Raw genomic sequence first — 15,700 nt, forward strand, 5'->3', positions numbered from 1 at the left:
GATGACTGCGTTCGGGTTAGAGCGCGTGCGCACTAAGAAGCACTGCACGTTGACGCGCGCGCGATGTGGCGACCGGGTAGACGGCAACGAGCCGCGGCGGCGCGCCGGATTCGAGCACCACCGCCGTCGTCAGTTCGGTGCTGCTCGTGCTGGCCCACTCCTGCCCGGGCAACCCGGTTGGCTGCCGCATGGCGAGCCCGATGTCGACGGCGATCGCTGCTGGGCCGCTCGGCGGCGCCGGCAGGACACGCGCAACGAGATCGAGTGCGTCGCCACGCGGCGCTGACCGACCGTTCGCGTGGTCGGCACTCGGTGCCGACGACGGGGCGGGCGCACTCGGCACTTCCGCGCCGATCGCCAGACCCAGGTGCCGGTTCGCGAAGCCGACGATGCGTTGCCGGTTGAGCACGCGCGCGCGGTGTTCGGCGAGTGCGTTCAGCCATCGTGCATCGCGTTGGGCATCGGCAGCGCTGGCGCCCGGCACCGCGATGTCGGGGCCGCGGCCCGACGCGTGTTCCGCGGCGGGCGGCATGAGCGCCGCATCCTCTGTCTCGAGAACGAGCACTTCCATCGATACCATCGGCTGCGGCCGATCGAGCGCTTCGACGAGTTGCGCCACGCGTGTGCGCAGGGCAAGATCGGCCCACACGAACACCGTGTTCGTTCGCTCGTCGGCGGCGACGACGATATCCGCGCGGCGTGAGCTCCGCGGCAGCGCGGCGCTGGACTGCGTATCGGGCAGTACAGGCATGACGGGTGCGGTGCCGGTCCGGCTCGGAAAGATCGCATCGACGAGCGGCAATGGGGTGGGTGCGGCGACGCCGGGCAAATCGGGTACCGAAGCCTGCGGGGGCACGAAACCGTGGCTCGGCGGGTGCGTGTCTTCGCCGGTCAGCAACTGGCGAAGAATCGATGCGACGCCGGGCCGCGATGCATTGCCGCGCTCGGGCGCGGGCCCATCGGCCGCCTGCGCGTGGCGCAGCACGAAGACCATCGGCTGCGGCTCGGCGGCTGCGCCGGTGGTCGGACGGTGCGCAAGGAACCGGCGCAGCAGCGAGCGATACTCGCCCGGCCCACCGACGAGCACCGCATCCTGGCCGGGCAGTGCGCCCCAGCCGAAGCGCGGCTCATAGAGCCCGACGGCTGCCAGCGCCGCGCGCGCCGCTTCCGGGTCGAGGCCGCCGAGCGCCATGCGTTCGACGCGCGAAGCGGTGCGTGCGCTTACATACAGTGTGCGGTTCGCGACGAACCAATCGAAATGATGGGTGCGGGCGAGTTGCTCGAGAAAGTCGCGGCCGGTCTCCGCCCGAAGCCATCCGGCGAGGCGCGCCGTGCGCCAGCTATCGTTTGCGCGCCCGCGCTCGTCGGCGAGGCGAAGCCGCAGTCCGTGATCCTTGGCGAAGCGATCGAGCGCATCGAGCGGCGTCGATTGCGCCGCTTGAAACGCATAGGGCGCATCGAGCCCGTCATGCGGTGATTCGCCCGCGCGTGCGCTGGCGGCCCCGAGAACGATCGCGCCGATGAGTGCGAGCGCGCATCGGCGCAGCCATTCAACGGATTTCATTGAGCACCGCACGCGCCAGCAGGAACTTCGTCTGCAGATCGCTCGTTGCGCTCCAGTTGGCGAGCGAAACGCCGCGCAGCGCATCGACGTAGCGCTGCCACTGCTCGGGAGCGCCCGGCGAAAGCGTAGCGCGAACCTGATCGGCGTGCTCGATCGCGCGCGTGAGTTGGAGTTCGGTGGGGCTCAGTGTGGGTGTCATGGATCGTCCGTCGAGCGTGGCCTGGGAGAGGGGGGCGGTTCATGCGCAGTGCCGCTCGAGTTTCGCGCGCAGCCGGGCGAGCCGCGAGCGCACCGTGCCGACGGGGATGCCGAGCCGTTGCGCGACCTGCACGTAGCTGACGTCGTCGATAAAGAGCAGCTCGATCATGCGTTGCTGATCGGGCGGAAGCGACTGCGCGAATTCGATGAATTGCGCAAAGCGCTGGTTGATCGACATGCGGCGCTCGGGAGCGAGCGTGTCGACGAGTTCTTCTTCGTGTTCGTCGATGCTTTCGACGATGAACCGGTAGTCCGCGGTGCGATTGACGTAATTGCGCACGATGTTCAGCGCGATGGCCGTGAGCCACGTTTTCGGATGCGCCGTGCCTCGATAGGACGACCGGTTTTCCCATGCGCCGAGATAGGTGGACTGGAGGATGTCTTCCGCATCTTCGGCGCTACGCACCCGACGCATGATGAAGCGTTGAATGGCAAGCGCGTGCGAGCGGTACCAGTCGTCGAATACAACGGACACATCAGCGTCGGCAAGGGGCGCCGGCAGGTCCGAAGGCCTCGAAATCATGAGCGTCGAATGTTTTGCGGTTTGGAATAGCCGCGATCGTCGCGCCAGGCCCCAGCTGCAGCCGATTTTGATATGAAAATCGGACGATGTTACGCACCGCGCCGAACGGATCGCATCGATGCGCACGGGCCGGTTCCGTTCGGCGCCCCCGCTCGTCGCGGCATCCCGGCACCGGCTGGCCACTCGATGGAACCGGTGCGCGTGCGTTGTTACTAAGGTGTCGATTTCTTCCCGGTATTCGTCGATCCCGGGAAGCGTAAAGACATTTCACCGACACCAGGGAGAGTTAGCCATGACCTTCGCAGCCGTGATTCCCGCACTCAGCGTGCTGAGCACATTGGCCGGTGCCGCCTCGTCGGCCGTTTCGGCCGACGGAACCGAAAACCTCGATCAGATGGGCAGTGTTTTCAAACGTCAGCAGAACATGCAGTTGAAGACCATCGAATTACAGACCGAGGCCAATATCCAGAAGATGATGGCCGATACGGCCAACAGCATCGCGAGCGGTCAGCTCGACTCCGCGACCAAGATGCAAAATGCCGCGCACAAAGCAGCGCAAGGCATTCATTTTTGATCGCGTGGCCCGCCGCCCTATCGCGCGGTGGCCGAATCACTTCAAGGAACGATATGTCGATGGATGTTCAAGCCGCGGCGATGGACCGGATGGCGCAGCGCGTACGTGCGATCGAGACGGTGTCTCACGCCGCGCTCGCGTTTGCGGAGCAAAAGCGCCGGGTCGATGCGCAAGCCGGTCTCGATGCGTCGCACTCGCGCATGTTGACCGAGCTCATCAACTCGCTTCGCCAACTGACGCAGCAAATCAAGGCTTGATGCCGGCCAGGAGCGAGACCATGGACGCGTTGCACCGTTCCGATTTCCGGGCGCTTCCCGCCGTCGGCGTCGTGCCGGCAACCGATGCTCCGGCCCTCGCCCGCGAGGGCGCCGAGTTCGCGCAGGCGCTGGCCGAGGCACCGCTGGCCGGCGCATCGCTGCGCGCGCTCGAGCCGCGCGCGCCGGCCCATTCCTCGGGGCTCGATCTTCTCGAGGGGCACCTCGAACATATCGCCCGCACCCGCCTCGAAGCTCGCCAGTTGCCCGAGCGCATCGTCAAGGCTCATGCGAACGGCGCGGACACGGCCGATATCGCGATCGCGATGCACCGTCAGGCAAGGCTCATGGCAGCGTATCAACTCGATGTGTTGTGGGCCGCGAAGCTCGTTGGCACTGCGACAGCTTCGCTGAAACAACTGATCACCGCGTCATGACGCATGGCGCCACATCGTCACGTCGTTGCCGCGTTGGCAGATCGGTCGCAGCGGGGCTCGCGCTGGCGCTGGCCGGCTGCGATGCGCGAGTCGAACTGTTTCGCTCGTCCGATGTCCAGGCCGCCAACGAAATCCAGGCCGCGTTGCGTCACCGCGGAATCGATGTCGAGCGAACGGGGGACAAGGACGACGTCGTACTGTCCGTAACCGACGCCGACTTCTACGGCGCGGCCGGCGCGCTGCGCGATGCCGGGCTGCCGCGGCAGCCCCGTCGTGGGTTGGCCGATGCATTCACCGGCAAAGGACTGTTGCCGAGCCCGCTCGAAGAGCGGACCCGTTATGTCCATGCGCTCGAAGCAGCGCTGGAAAGCGTCATTCTCGACATCGACGGTGTGGTGTCGGTGCGTGCCCGCGTCGTACCGCCGGAGCGGCCCTCGCCCGGTGCGCCCCTCGTGCCGGCCTCCGCGTCGTTGCTCATCAAGCATCGGCCCGATATCGATCTGACGGGCCTTCTGCCGGGCCTTGTACGGCTCGTCAAGAACGGCGTGCCGGGGCTGGCCGGCGAGGACGATCGACATGTCGCCGTGATGCTGGTCAAGGAGCGCGAGCCCGCTGCTGCGGCGGTGCGAGCCGGCCCCGGAGCCGTCGTGCGTCAGTCCTATACGGCATGGGCGGCGGCAGCGGCACTCGGCACGGCGGGCACAGCGATGTTGGGATGGCATCTGCGCCGTTGGGTGACGCGCTTGCGCGCAGCGAAGCGATGAGCGGACCACCCGATGACGGCTGGCCGGCGTTCTGGTGCTCTCCGTGGCGCTGGGCCCATGCCGATTGGCATCGGCGATACGGCGCATCGGCGGCGGTGCCTCCTGCCGGCGTAGCGGGCCAACGATTGCTGTTTCGCGGCTGGATCGATGCGTTCGAGCTTGGACGGTGCTGGTCACCGCCGGCCGATATTCGATGGTTCGAGGCGCTCGCCGCGCCGCCGGCCATGATGGTCGAGGCAGCGGCGGTCTTCGGATGGATCGCACTCGTGCGAGCGGGAGGCGTCCAGGACGTGGGCAGGGCGGCGCAGCCGCGATTATCGATCGCGCTTCGCTATCGTGAAGTCAATTGCATCGATGCGCGTCTCGTACCATTCGGCGGTGCGCAATGGGATGCGACGGTTTGCGGCCTGAACGTGTTGTCTGCAATGGCCGAGGCCGGCTGGCCCGACGTGGCAGCCCGCGTCGCGATGATGCGAGCGCCGCAACGGTTGGCGACCGACGCATGGCTCGTCATCGAGCGGATCGATGTGACGTTGTGCGTCACGCTTTGGCTTGCGGTGCTGCGGCGGCTGCGCGCGCTCGATGCGAATACCGGCTCATGAGTTTCGTCTCCCGCCGCATCGCTACGCCTCCGGAGTGTCCCGTGCCGATCACGCGGACCGTGCTTCGGCGCGCAGATCTTGATGCGCTCGGTGAAGCGATCGACTATGCGAAAGTCGTACGCCGCGAAGCCGATGCACTCATTGCGCGGGCGCGTGACGAAGCCGCAGCGCTGCACGGGCAAACCTCGCTCGAATGCGGGCGGCGGCGTCGCAGCGCCGATGCCGCCTTGCTCGAGCGCGCCATCGAACTCGAGGCCGCGTATCGAACGTGCCGCGATGCCCTAGCGGCGCGGCTCGAAACGACACTCGATGCGGCGCTGGCCGTGGCGATAAGACGGCTGGCCGCGACATTGCCGCCGGCGCAGCGTATGCAGATCTGCGCACAAGCTCTGCGTGAATGCGCGGGCGCGGAGGCGACCGGTTGTCTGTTCGTCAGTCCGGACGATGCAATGGCGCTTGGCGACGATGCCGCGAACATCGGGCTGCCGTGGGCGGTGCAAGCGGACGCCTCGCTGCCTCGGGGTCATTGCCGCCTCGAGGTGGAAAACGGAGCGTGGGAGATCGAATGGGAATCGATCATCGAACGATTTCTCGATCGCGGTTGATTAGGCAAATCGGGCCGCTTCTTCCCATATGTTGGTATTTCACCGGGGTGGGACGATATCGAGATGTAATTGTCTGCGTTCGGGATTTCCATTTTCAAGATTTTTCGTATTATCGGTTCGACTGATGCCCTTTAGTATTTTTGATTTTCGCAAGCAAACCCGGGTTCGAGTCGCCCTCCTGCGCAATGCGCATATCGGCGTGCCGCGCCATTCGGCGACTTGCGTCGGCTCGGAGGTCAACCATGAACAAATCATTGCGCATCATTCTCGCTGACGACCATGCCATCGTCCGCTATGGCATTCGTCTCGCTATCGAGGCGAGCGGCGTCGCGGAAATCGTTGCCGAAGCGTCCAGTTCGGACGAACTGATCGCGGTGGTTCAAAGCGAGCCGTGCGACGCGATCGTCACCGACTATTCGATGCCTGGCGAGATCACCCAGGATGGCATGGCATTGGTCGATCGTTTGATGCGGCTTCGCCCGAATGCGCCCATTGTCGTCGTCACTGCTTTGCGCAATGCCGCCATTCTCAACAAGCTGATCGCCAAAGGCGTCAAGGCCATCGTCGAAAAAGCCGGCGGTGTCACGGAACTGCATTACGCATTGCTTGCCGTGTCGCAGGGGCGCTCTTATCTGAGTCCCGGGCTCCAGTCACTGCTCGCGGGCGCGAGCATCGTCGGTACCCGCGTCGGTCACGAGGCGAAGCTGACGACAGCGGAACTCGAGGTGATCCGGCTTTTCGTCCAAGGTCAGAGTCCGACCGAAATTGCCCAGCGGTTGAACCGGAGCGTCAAGACGATCAGCCGTCACAAGGTGAGCGCGCAACGCAAACTGGGTGCGCACAATAGCCAGCAACTGCTCGAATATTGCCGCAAGAACAACGTGTTTCTGACATGAACGCGCAAGCCGGTTCGTGCGGGCGAGTCGTAGGCGCTTGCGTCGGGCGCATCGTCGGGCTGGCTTGCATCATCCTTGCCCTGTCGATCGCCGGCTGCCATACGCATGGACAGGACGAGCAACCGCCCCACATTGGCTGGGATCTGCGCATTGCGCTGTCGCCGCAGGAGCGAGCCTATCTGGAATCGTTGCCGCCGCTGCGGATCGGCACCGATCCCCACTGGGCGCCGATCGCATTCCTCGACCCATCGGGTCGCGTCGGCGGTATCTCGGCGGATTACCTGGACTTCGTTCGCCAAACGCTCGGTTTGCGGCTTCACATCGTGCCCACCGGGTCATGGGCGAAGACGGTGCAGCTTGCCAATGAGGGCGGACTCGACCTTGTCGTCGCGACGTCGCGATCGGACGGTCTCAACAGCACGTTCAAATACACGACTCCCTATGGTCGCTACCCGCTCGTCATCGTGACGCGCGAAACGGCACCCTTCATCGCGGGCGCCGGCGACATTTCCGGTGCGGAGGTCGCGATCGTAAAAAACTCCGACGCGCTCACGGCGGAACTGCCGGGCATGCACGACACGCATAAAGTCATCGTAAGCTCGGCCGAGGAAGGGCTCGATGCCGTCGCACAAGGCAAGGCCTACGCTTACATCGGCAATCTGGGCGTCATCGACCGCCTCGTTCGCGAAAAATACGAGGGCGTCCTGCGCATCGCCGCGCCGGCAGGCTATGTCGAGGAACTGTCGTTCGGCGTCGGGCCGCAATATGCTCCACTCATCCCGCTCATCAACCGGGCGCTCGCCGCGATTCCCGAAAGCGAGCGCGAGCATATCCAGAACAGCTGGCTATCGGCGCGCTTCACGTTCGGCGTACCGGCCCGAACGCTGTGGATCGTCCTGACGCCGATCGCCGTATTGACGGCGCTTTTCCTCGCGGTCTTGTGCGTCTACATGCTTCGGCTTCGTAAAGAGGTACGGCAGCGGCGCTCGACCGAACGGCAGCTCGTGGAACTCACTCAGTCGTTGCCCGCGATCGTGTTTCAACTGCGGTTCATACGGACCAAGCATGCCGCTGCCGTCCCTTTCACGCTCGTCTTCGTGAATCGCCGCGCCTACGATTGGCTCAACCCGCGAGCTGCCAGGGCGGACGAACTTTTCAAGCGCTTTTTGGTTGCGCTCGACGCGCAGGCGCGATTCCGGTTGATGCATCGTTTCCTGAATTCGACACGTTCGCTCGAAACGGTGCGCGCCGAGCTCGCTCTATCGCTTAACGCACCTCGCCCGACGTGGGTCGAACTCGAAGCGGCACCCCAGTTTCACGCGCGCGGGGAAATCGTCTGGAGCGGGTACGTTCGCGACATCACCGAAACCAAGGAGACGCAGACCGCACTGATCGATGCGAAGCACGATGCGGAGGAGGCATCCCGGGCGCGCGATGTCTTCCTTGCAACCGTCAGCCATGAGATCCGGACACCGATGAGCGGTGTCGTCGGCATTTTGCAGTTGCTCGATCACGGCAGGCTGCCGCCCGACGACCAGCATCTCGTCGACATGGCGCGCAACGCGGCTGAAATTCTGTTGCGCATTCTCAACGACGTTCTCGACTTCGCGAAGAGCGAGAACGGTGAACTGACGCTCGAATGTCAGCCGTTTTCGCTGGCCGACGTGGCGCAACGTACAGCCGGTATCGCCGCGCCGGAACTCGAACGCAAAGGGTTGCGTTTTGCGGTCGAAGTCGCCCGGGACCTTGCGCCGCGATATCTCGGCGACGCTCAGCGCCTCGGACAGGTGCTGCTGAATCTGCTGGGCAATGCGTCGAAGTTCACGGACTATGGCTTCGTTTCGTTGTCGGTCAAGCTGCGTCTGCGTGAAAACGGAATCGAGCATGTCGTGATCGAGGTGGCCGATACGGGCATCGGCATCGCGCAGGAGGACCAGGCGCGCCTTTTCGCGCCGTTCGCGCAGGCGCGCTCGTCGAGCGCGAGCCGACCGCCTGGCACCGGACTCGGGCTCGTGATCTGCAAGCGGTTGATCGAATCGATGGGCGGCACCATTGCGCTGACCAGCGAACTCGGCCGCGGCACGACGATCGCCATCGATTTGCCGCTGCGGATCGATCCGGCGGTACGCGCGCCGTGCCGCGATACCGCGTCGCATCGTACGACGGCCGATCCGGCTGCGGCAGCGACGGGGCCGTTGCAAATATTGGTCGTCGAGGATCAGGAGATCAACCGGGAAGTGCTCAAGCGTCAGATCGTGACGCTGCGCATCGCCGAGTGCCACACGGCAGTCGATGGCGCGCAGGCGCTGAGAATGGTCGAACGCCAGCCTTACGCGATGGTGATCACGGATTGCATGATGCCGGGAATGGACGGTGTCGCGCTGATCCGGCACATTCGCGAGCTCGAGCGCAAGCTGGGCCGGCGCCGTATGCCGCTGATCGCACTGACGGCGAATGCGATGCCGCAGCAGCGCGAGGCTTGCTTCACCGCGGGTGCCGACGACGTATTCGTGAAGCCGGTCGGCATCGACGCTTTGCGCACGCTGCTCCAGCAGCACGGCATCGTGGCGCCGCCCATCGTCGAATTGGAGAAGGCGGGCATTCCCTCCGAGCGGCATACGGATCTGTGGGAAAAGCTGCAGCGCACGCTCGTCAGCGAGCTTTCGGCCTTGTTGGGACTATCGCTGGAGCAAGACACCGTGCGCGCGAAGGAGATCGTGCATCGCATCGTCGGTACCGCCGCGTGGTTTCATCTGCAAGCCGTCGCTCAGGCGGCAACGCGCCTGGAAGCTTGCCTGGAAAACGGCGAGCCGCCGCATGGGGCGCTCTTCGAGTTGCAGACCGCGATTTCCCGTGCGACGGGGGAAATGTCGGACAGCGCGGCCGGCGCGCCGTCCTGAGCCTGTTTGCCGGCCGCCCGGATTATCGGATCATCGATCGCCGTCGAGGTCGAGCGCGTTCGTCAAATCGCCCATCGGCATATTGCCGTGCGCGACGAGCGCTTCATTGCGGGTCTTGAGGCCGGGCAGCTCTTTGAGCGCGAAGCGGCGCGTGATGAAGCGCAGGATCGAAGTCGTATCGTATTGCGTGTGATCGACGTAGTTCTTCTTCGCGAACGGCGAGACGATGATCGCGGGAATTCGGGTCGCGGGACCGAAGCGGTCGCCTTTCGGCGGGGCCGCGTGATCCCAGAAGCCGCCGTTCTCGTCATACGTCACGATCACGACCATGTGCTGCCACTGCGGACTCTTTTGCAGATGCGCGATGACATCGGCAATATGACGATCGCCCGATTCGACGTCCGCATAGCCAGGGTGCTCGTTGAGGTTGCCTTGCGGCTTGTAAAACGCCACTTGGGGCAACTTGCCGTTGTCGATCGTCTCGATGAACTTGCTTCCATTGACGCCACCGTCGAGCAGGTGTCGCGCGCGATTCTCCGTGCCGGGCGCCATGTCGGCAAAATAGTTGAACGGTTGATGATGCGGCTGGAAGTTGGGGGCCGACCGGGCCGGGCCGTAAATGACGCCGCTCCGATTCGTCGCTTCGAGCGCGGCATTCCAGGCACCGCTGTACCAGGCCCAGGAAACGCCGGCGTCGTTGAGTGCGTCGCCGATATGCCGTTGCGTTTGCGGCGGAAGCGTCGTCGGGTTGGCGGGATCGGCGAAGCGCGGATCGCCGCCGGCCGCCGGTGCGTTGCCGCTCGGCTGGTAGGCCGGCTGCATCGTATTCACGGCGTAGAAGTCCGGCGTCAGGTTGTTCGAGTTGACGAACTTCGGTGGCCCGGCTATCGCCGAACTGGGCGAGTTGGCCGCCACCTTGAGCGTGACGCCGTCGGGCTCGACCGCCGAAACGAGGTGCGCCGCCGGACTCTTGTCGGCGTTCGGGTACACCGGCGTGCAAGCACACGCGAGCCACTGGTGATTCAGGAACGAGCCGCCGAATGCGCTCATGAAGAAATGATCGGCAAGCGTATATTGCTGGGCGATCTTCCAGAGCGGCAGTGTCGAGGTATCGGCCGCATAGTGGCCCATCGTGAGGCCGCCGGAATCGGCCCAGGCGGCAAACATGTCGTTCTTGCCGCCGTCGATCTGCATCTGGTTTTCGTAGAAACGATGCCAAAGATCGCGCGTGGCGACGTGGCGCGATGTGTTGAAGCCGTTCGGGTCGTCAATGGCGAACGGCGCGTTCGGCAGGTCGCGCGTTGCCGATTGCGTCACCGCCGGTATGACCCCGCGTTGCGTGAGGCCGTTCCAGATGGGCGGCAAGCTCGGTAACGGCTTGCCGTCGCGATCGAGCTGGCGGGCGCTCGCGGCCGAGATGTTCTGCAGACCGTCGGCACCCGGGAAGCTGCCGTAAAGGTTGTCGAAGCTGCGGTTTTCCGCATAGATGACGACGATATTGCGCACGCTCGACAAGTCTTGCCGTTCGTCCAGCGTGCCATTGGCGCAACCGCCCAACGCGACGATGGCGGCAATGGTAGCCGCGGCAAGGTATTTTCTCGTATTCTTGCGCATCGCTTGTTCTCCTTCGGATCGAGCGTTTCATGCCGCATGGTATCTATCGGTGCGCCGGTGCAGCCCGCGCGGGTCGCCGCAGTTTATCGCGATAACGTGTCTTTTTCCTGACGTCGAAACGGGGAGGTTGGACGTGGAGTTCAACGCACGCGCGTGCGCGAGCGCGGTGACACGTGTGGCCGGCGAGCGCGTGTCCGCCATCGGGCGGCGCCTGCGAAGCGCCTTGGCCATTGCAAGCGCGGTTTGCGCGATCGCGCCCCTTGCTGCCTGTACGCGCCCCGAGCAGGGGCCGCGGCCGGGCGAAGCGGCCGAGCTCGGCATCGGAAGCGGTGCGACGCGTGCGAACGTGTATGCGTCGATTCGCATGAAGACTGCACTGGGCGAGGAGCTTTTTTTCGACCCGTCGCTATCGGGCTCGGGCAAGCTCGCCTGCGCGTCGTGCCATAGCCCCGCGCACGCGTTCGGGCCGCCCAATGCCTTATCTGTTCAACTGGGGGGGACGGATCTGCGCCAACCCGGCTATCGCGCGGTGCCGACATTGATGTACTCGCAATGGGTACCCGCTTTCAGCGAGCACTATCACGACTCCGACGACGAAGGCGACGAGAGCGTCGACGCGGGCCCGACCGGCGGCTTGACATGGGACGGCCGTGTCGACACGCATCGCGCGCAGGCGGCCGTTCCGCTGCTCTCGCCATTCGAAATGGGCAGCACGCCGGCTCGAGTCGCCGCGGCCGTGCGTGCGGCACCTTACGCCGAGACGTTTCGCGCGGCATTCGGCGCGCGCGTGCTCGACGACGATCACGCTACGTTCGATGCGGTGTTGGACGCGCTCGCCGTATTCGAGGAAAAGCCGTCGGTGTTCTCTCCCTACACGAGCAAGTACGACGCTTATCTTGCCGGCCGTGCCGCATTGAGCGAGGCGGAGTTGCGCGGCCTGCAACTATTCAACGATGAACGCAAAGGCAACTGTGCGAGCTGCCATCCGAGCCAGCGAGCCAAAGACGGCTCGCCGCCCCTTTTTACCGACTTTGGCCTGATCGCACTCGGCGTGCCGCGCAACCGCGCACTCGCGGCGAATCGCGACCCTCGGTTCTTCGATCTGGGCGCATGCGGGCCTTGGCGCACGGACTTGGCCGGGCGCGACGAATTCTGCGGACTGTTCCGGACGCCGACCCTACGCAACGTCGCCACGCGGCAAACCTTTTTTCATAACGGCATCTATCGGTCGCTCGAGGAGGTCTTGCGCTTTTATGCCGAGCGCGACACGCACCCCGAGCGGTTCTATCCGGTCGTCAGCGGTCGCGTCGATAAATTCGACGATCTGCCCAAGCGGTACTGGGCCAACATCAATACCGAGCCTCCTTTCGACCGACAGCGCGCCGGCAAGGCGGCGCTCGATGCGCGCGAGATTCGCGATGTCATCGCGTTCTTGCGGACGTTGACCGACGGCTACGAAGCGACGCCGGCCGAATGAGCGCGTACATGGAGTCGCGTAACGCGGTTACACGTGGCCAAATCCCACAAATTATGAAATTTCGTCAAATCGGGTGCCGGCGGCCTCGTACGGCTTGAGTTGTTGCAATGCCTAGCCTAGGATCGTCATACCTCATGACCTATCGAGAGCGACACATGACGAAGCGGCTTGCGGCGGAATTCCTCGGTACCTTCTGGCTGGTGTTGGGCGGCTGCGGCAGCGCCGTTCTCGCTGCCGCGTACCCGGAGTTGGGGATCGGGTTTGCCGGCGTGGCATTGGCGTTCGGACTCACCGTGCTGACGATGGCTTACGCTGTAGGCCACATCTCGGGCGCCCATTTCAATCCGGCTGTGACGGTCGGACTGTGCGCCGGCGGGCGCTTTCCCGCATACGAGGTGGGACCTTATATCGTCGCGCAGGTGCTCGGCGCGGTTGCCGCGGGCGGCGTGCTTTATTGCATTGCGACCGGCAAGCCGGGGTTCGACATGGCGGGCGGATTCGCGTCCAACGGCTACGGGGCACATTCGCCCGGTGGCTATTCCGCGACGGCGGCGGCGATGACCGAGTTCGTGCTGACGGCGTTTTTTGTGCTGATCATCCTCGGCGCAACGGACAAGCGGGCCCCCGCCGGCTTTGCGCCGATCGCGATCGGCCTTGCGTTGACGTTGATCCACCTGATCAGCATTCCCGTGACCAACACATCGGTCAATCCGGCCCGCAGTACCGGCGTGGCCCTGTTCGAGGGAGGTTGGGCGCTCGGTCAGCTTTGGTTTTTCTGGGTCGTGCCGCTCGTGGGTGGGGCGGTGGGCGGCGCGATCTATCGGCTCGTGCTCGAACCTGCACCCAAGGCCGCCGTCGGTCGGGCTGCGACGACGTGAGCCGGGCCGGCTGGGGTTGGCAGGCCACTAGCCGATGAGCGAGCGCAGCGTATCGTGCGGTGTCGTTGTGCTCGACCGGCGTGGATATGTATTGCTTGCCCATGCGACGGATACGACGCATTGGGACATTCCAAAAGGACAAGGCGAAACGGGGGAGGCGCCGATCGATACGGCGCTGCGCGAATTGCGCGAGGAGACCAGCATCGAATTTGCGCCCGAGCGTCTGAAGGACCTCGGGCGCTTTGTTTATCGGCGGGACAAGGATCTGCATCTTTTTGCGGCGCGCGCTGGAGAGGGAGAAATCGATCTCGCGCACTGCAATTGCACGTCGCTTTTTCCTAGCCGCAAGGACGGCTCGATGATTCCGGAGATGGATGCGTTCCGTTGGGTGGCGCCGATGGAGGTGGGGCGCTTCGCGAGCCGCAGCCTGACGCGGCTCTTCGAAACGGCGCTTTCACTGACCGAACTGCATGGGACGTTGTAATTCGCGTCGGGCAGCCGATACGGCTGACAGCCCCTGCGCCACCGGGGCTCATCTCGTCAGGCCGGCTTGCCCCAGCTGTCGCGCAGTCCGACGATCCGGTTGAAGACGGGCTTGCCCGGTTTCGAGTCATGGCGATCGGCGACGAAATAGCCATGACGTTCGAACTGGCAACGATCTTCGGGTTGCATCGTCTCGGCGCCGGGTTCGAGGTAGGCGTTCACGACGCGTTTCGAATCGGGGTTCAGCGCCTCGAGGAAATTGCGGCCGCCCGCATCAGGTTGCGCTTCCTTGAACAGGCGATCGTAAAGCCGAACCTCCGTCGCAACCGCATGCTTTGCGCTGACCCAGTGGATATTGCCCTTGACCTTGTACTGGTTGGCGCCTTCCGTGCCGGACTTGCTGTCCGGGAAGTAATTGCAGTGCACGGCGACGATATTGCCTTGATCGTCTTTTTCCGCACCCGTGCACTCGATCACGTAGCCGTAGCGCAGACGCACCTTGTTGCCCGGAAAGAGACGGAAATATCCCTTCGGTGGGTTTTCCACGAAGTCCTCACGCTCGATCCAAAGCTCGCGCGAGATGGGGAACGTGCGCTCGCCGCGCTCCGGGTGGTGCGGGTGGACCGGCGCGGTGCACGGCTCCGACAGATCGGCGGGGAAGTTGTCGATCACGAGCTTGAGCGGATCGAGCACGGCCGCGGTGCGCGGCGCTTTATCGTCGAGATCGTCGCGCAGCGCGCCTTCGAACACGCTCATGTCGATCCATGAATCGACCTTCGTCACGCCGATGCGGTCGCAAAAAAGCCGAATGCTCTCAGGCGTGAAGCCGCGGCGGCGCACACCGACGATGGTCGGCATGCGCGGATCGTCCCAGCCGTCGACATGTCCTTCGGTCACGAGTTGCAACAGCTTGCGCTTGCTCGTGATCGCATAGGTCAGGTTGAGCCGCGAAAATTCGATTTGCTGCGGTAAAGGACGCGTGAATACGCCCGCGTCGGCCAGCTCGTTGAGTATCCAGTCGTAAAGCGGACGATGATCCTCGAATTCGAGCGTGCAAAGCGAATGCGTGATGTTTTCGAGCGCGTCCGAGATGCAGTGCGTGTAGTCGTACATCGGATAGATGCACCACTGGTCCGCTGTGCGGTAGTGATGTGCGAAGCGGATGCGATAGAGCACCGGGTCGCGCATGTTCAGGTTCGGCGAGCTCATGTCGATCTTCGCGCGCAGGACGTGTTCGCCTTCCTGGAACTCGCCCGCTTTCATGCGGCGGAAAAGATCGAGGCTCTCTTGCGGCGAGCGCTCGCGATAAGGGGAGGGCGTGCCCGGCTCCGTCAGCGTGCCGCGCCCGTGGCGCATCTCCTCGGCCGACTGGCTATCGACATAAGCCTTGCCGCGCGTGATCAACAGTTCGGCGAACTCATAGAGCTTGCCGTAGTAGTCGCTCGCGTAGTAGCGATGCGTTTGGCCGTCTTTTTCCCAATCGAAGCCGAGCCAGTGCACGGCATCGACGATGGAGTCGACGTATTCGACGCTCTCTTTTTCGGGATTGGTGTCGTCAAGGCGCAGATGACAAACGCCGCCGTAATCGCGGGCGATACCGAAGTTCAGGCAGATGCTCTTCGCGTGGCCGATATGCAGATAACCGTTCGGCTCGGGGGGAAAGCGCGTTTCGACGCGCCCGCCCCATTTCGCGGTGCGATTGTCTTCGTCGATGATGTTGCGAATGAAGTTGGACGGCACAGCGGCCGTCGCATCGTTGCGTTCGTTGTTCATGCGGAAAATGAGAATCGGCAAAATAGGCGGGCCGTGCCCGCGCGGGTTCCGATCATTCTACCTGAGCGGCTCCCGGCGGGCCGGCGGCCGGTCGCGTG

16 protein-coding genes are annotated in these 15,700 nt (G+C 64.2%); 11 read left to right on the forward strand and 5 right to left on the reverse strand.

Annotated elements, in window-relative coordinates; genetic code table 11:
* Positions 1-16: 16 nt before the first annotated feature.
* The 3 genes from VGL01_RS03215 to VGL01_RS03225 are packed head-to-tail and all read right to left on the reverse strand — an operon-like array spanning position 17 to position 2,297.
* Positions 17-1,564 carry a secretin N-terminal domain-containing protein gene (locus VGL01_RS03215; protein WP_331567007.1) on the reverse strand — a complete coding sequence of 516 codons (1,548 nt, stop codon included), beginning with the start codon at positions 1,562-1,564 and terminating at the stop codon, positions 17-19.
* Entirely contained in the window at positions 1,551-1,763 is a 213-nt protein-coding gene (locus VGL01_RS03220) for a hypothetical protein (RefSeq protein WP_331567009.1), read from the reverse strand. Before VGL01_RS03220 ends, VGL01_RS03215 begins: the two co-directional genes overlap by 14 nt.
* A 39-nt stretch (positions 1,764-1,802) precedes the next feature.
* The gene (locus VGL01_RS03225; protein WP_331567011.1) at positions 1,803-2,297 is read right to left on the reverse strand and encodes a sigma-70 family RNA polymerase sigma factor; all 495 of its coding nucleotides are present in this window, start codon (positions 2,295-2,297) and stop codon (positions 1,803-1,805) included.
* A 340-nt stretch (positions 2,298-2,637) separates the two neighbouring features.
* Here VGL01_RS03225 and VGL01_RS03230 point away from each other — a divergent pair, with 340 nt between their 5' ends.
* From VGL01_RS03230 to VGL01_RS03265, 8 genes are all read left to right on the forward strand, one after another.
* Positions 2,638-2,919 carry a hypothetical protein gene (locus VGL01_RS03230; RefSeq protein WP_331567013.1) on the forward strand — a complete coding sequence of 94 codons (282 nt, stop codon included), beginning with the start codon at positions 2,638-2,640 and terminating at the stop codon, positions 2,917-2,919.
* Between the two features lie 59 nt (positions 2,920-2,978).
* Positions 2,979-3,176 (forward strand): hypothetical protein, encoded by a 198-nt coding sequence (locus tag VGL01_RS03235; RefSeq protein WP_331567015.1) that lies wholly within the window; start codon positions 2,979-2,981, stop codon positions 3,174-3,176.
* Positions 3,177-3,196: 20 nt separating this feature from the next.
* On the forward strand, positions 3,197-3,610 hold the full coding sequence (locus VGL01_RS03240; RefSeq protein ID WP_331567017.1) for a hypothetical protein: 414 nt from the start codon (positions 3,197-3,199) through the stop codon (positions 3,608-3,610).
* Positions 3,607-4,374, forward strand: a complete 768-nt coding sequence (locus VGL01_RS03245; protein ID WP_331567019.1) for a hypothetical protein — start codon at positions 3,607-3,609, stop codon at positions 4,372-4,374. The genes VGL01_RS03240 and VGL01_RS03245 overlap by 4 nt, the downstream gene beginning before the upstream one ends.
* Positions 4,371-4,976: a hypothetical protein gene (locus VGL01_RS03250; protein WP_331567021.1), complete on the forward strand. Its 606-nt coding sequence runs from the start codon at positions 4,371-4,373 to the stop codon at positions 4,974-4,976. The genes VGL01_RS03245 and VGL01_RS03250 overlap by 4 nt, the downstream gene beginning before the upstream one ends.
* Complete coding sequence (locus VGL01_RS03255; protein WP_331567023.1) at positions 4,973-5,581, forward strand: HrpE/YscL family type III secretion apparatus protein; 609 nt, start codon at positions 4,973-4,975, stop codon at positions 5,579-5,581. The genes VGL01_RS03250 and VGL01_RS03255 overlap by 4 nt, the downstream gene beginning before the upstream one ends.
* A gap of 242 nt (positions 5,582-5,823) precedes the next feature.
* Positions 5,824-6,477 carry a response regulator transcription factor gene (locus VGL01_RS03260; RefSeq protein WP_331567025.1) on the forward strand — a complete coding sequence of 218 codons (654 nt, stop codon included), beginning with the start codon at positions 5,824-5,826 and terminating at the stop codon, positions 6,475-6,477.
* Positions 6,474-9,377, forward strand: a complete 2,904-nt coding sequence (locus VGL01_RS03265) for an ATP-binding protein (RefSeq protein ID WP_331567027.1) — start codon at positions 6,474-6,476, stop codon at positions 9,375-9,377. The genes VGL01_RS03260 and VGL01_RS03265 overlap by 4 nt, the downstream gene beginning before the upstream one ends.
* A gap of 30 nt (positions 9,378-9,407) precedes the next feature.
* Here VGL01_RS03265 and VGL01_RS03270 read toward each other — a convergent pair whose 3' ends face one another.
* Positions 9,408-10,991 (reverse strand): acid phosphatase, encoded by a 1,584-nt coding sequence (locus VGL01_RS03270; RefSeq protein ID WP_331567029.1) that lies wholly within the window; start codon positions 10,989-10,991, stop codon positions 9,408-9,410.
* A 127-nt stretch (positions 10,992-11,118) separates the two neighbouring features.
* On the opposite strand from VGL01_RS03270, the gene VGL01_RS03275 reads away from it, so the two are divergent.
* The 3 genes from VGL01_RS03275 to VGL01_RS03285 all read left to right on the forward strand — a co-directional run bounded on the left by VGL01_RS03275 (position 11,119) and on the right by VGL01_RS03285 (position 13,830).
* Positions 11,119-12,468 carry a cytochrome-c peroxidase gene (locus VGL01_RS03275; protein ID WP_414720161.1) on the forward strand — a complete coding sequence of 450 codons (1,350 nt, stop codon included), beginning with the start codon at positions 11,119-11,121 and terminating at the stop codon, positions 12,466-12,468.
* Between the two features lie 155 nt (positions 12,469-12,623).
* Positions 12,624-13,346: an aquaporin Z gene (gene aqpZ / locus VGL01_RS03280; RefSeq protein WP_331567033.1), complete on the forward strand. Its 723-nt coding sequence runs from the start codon at positions 12,624-12,626 to the stop codon at positions 13,344-13,346.
* A gap of 34 nt (positions 13,347-13,380) precedes the next feature.
* Positions 13,381-13,830 (forward strand): NUDIX hydrolase, encoded by a 450-nt coding sequence (locus VGL01_RS03285; RefSeq protein WP_331567035.1) that lies wholly within the window; start codon positions 13,381-13,383, stop codon positions 13,828-13,830.
* A gap of 56 nt (positions 13,831-13,886) precedes the next feature.
* Here the strand turns inward: VGL01_RS03285 and VGL01_RS03290 are convergent, their stop codons facing one another.
* On the reverse strand, positions 13,887-15,602 hold the full coding sequence (locus VGL01_RS03290; RefSeq protein ID WP_331567037.1) for a glutamine--tRNA ligase/YqeY domain fusion protein: 1,716 nt from the start codon (positions 15,600-15,602) through the stop codon (positions 13,887-13,889).
* Positions 15,603-15,700 lie beyond the last annotated feature (98 nt).

The organism is Trinickia sp. (assembly GCF_036503415.1).
In the GTDB taxonomy this organism is placed as follows: Bacteria; Pseudomonadota; Gammaproteobacteria; order Burkholderiales; family Burkholderiaceae; genus Trinickia.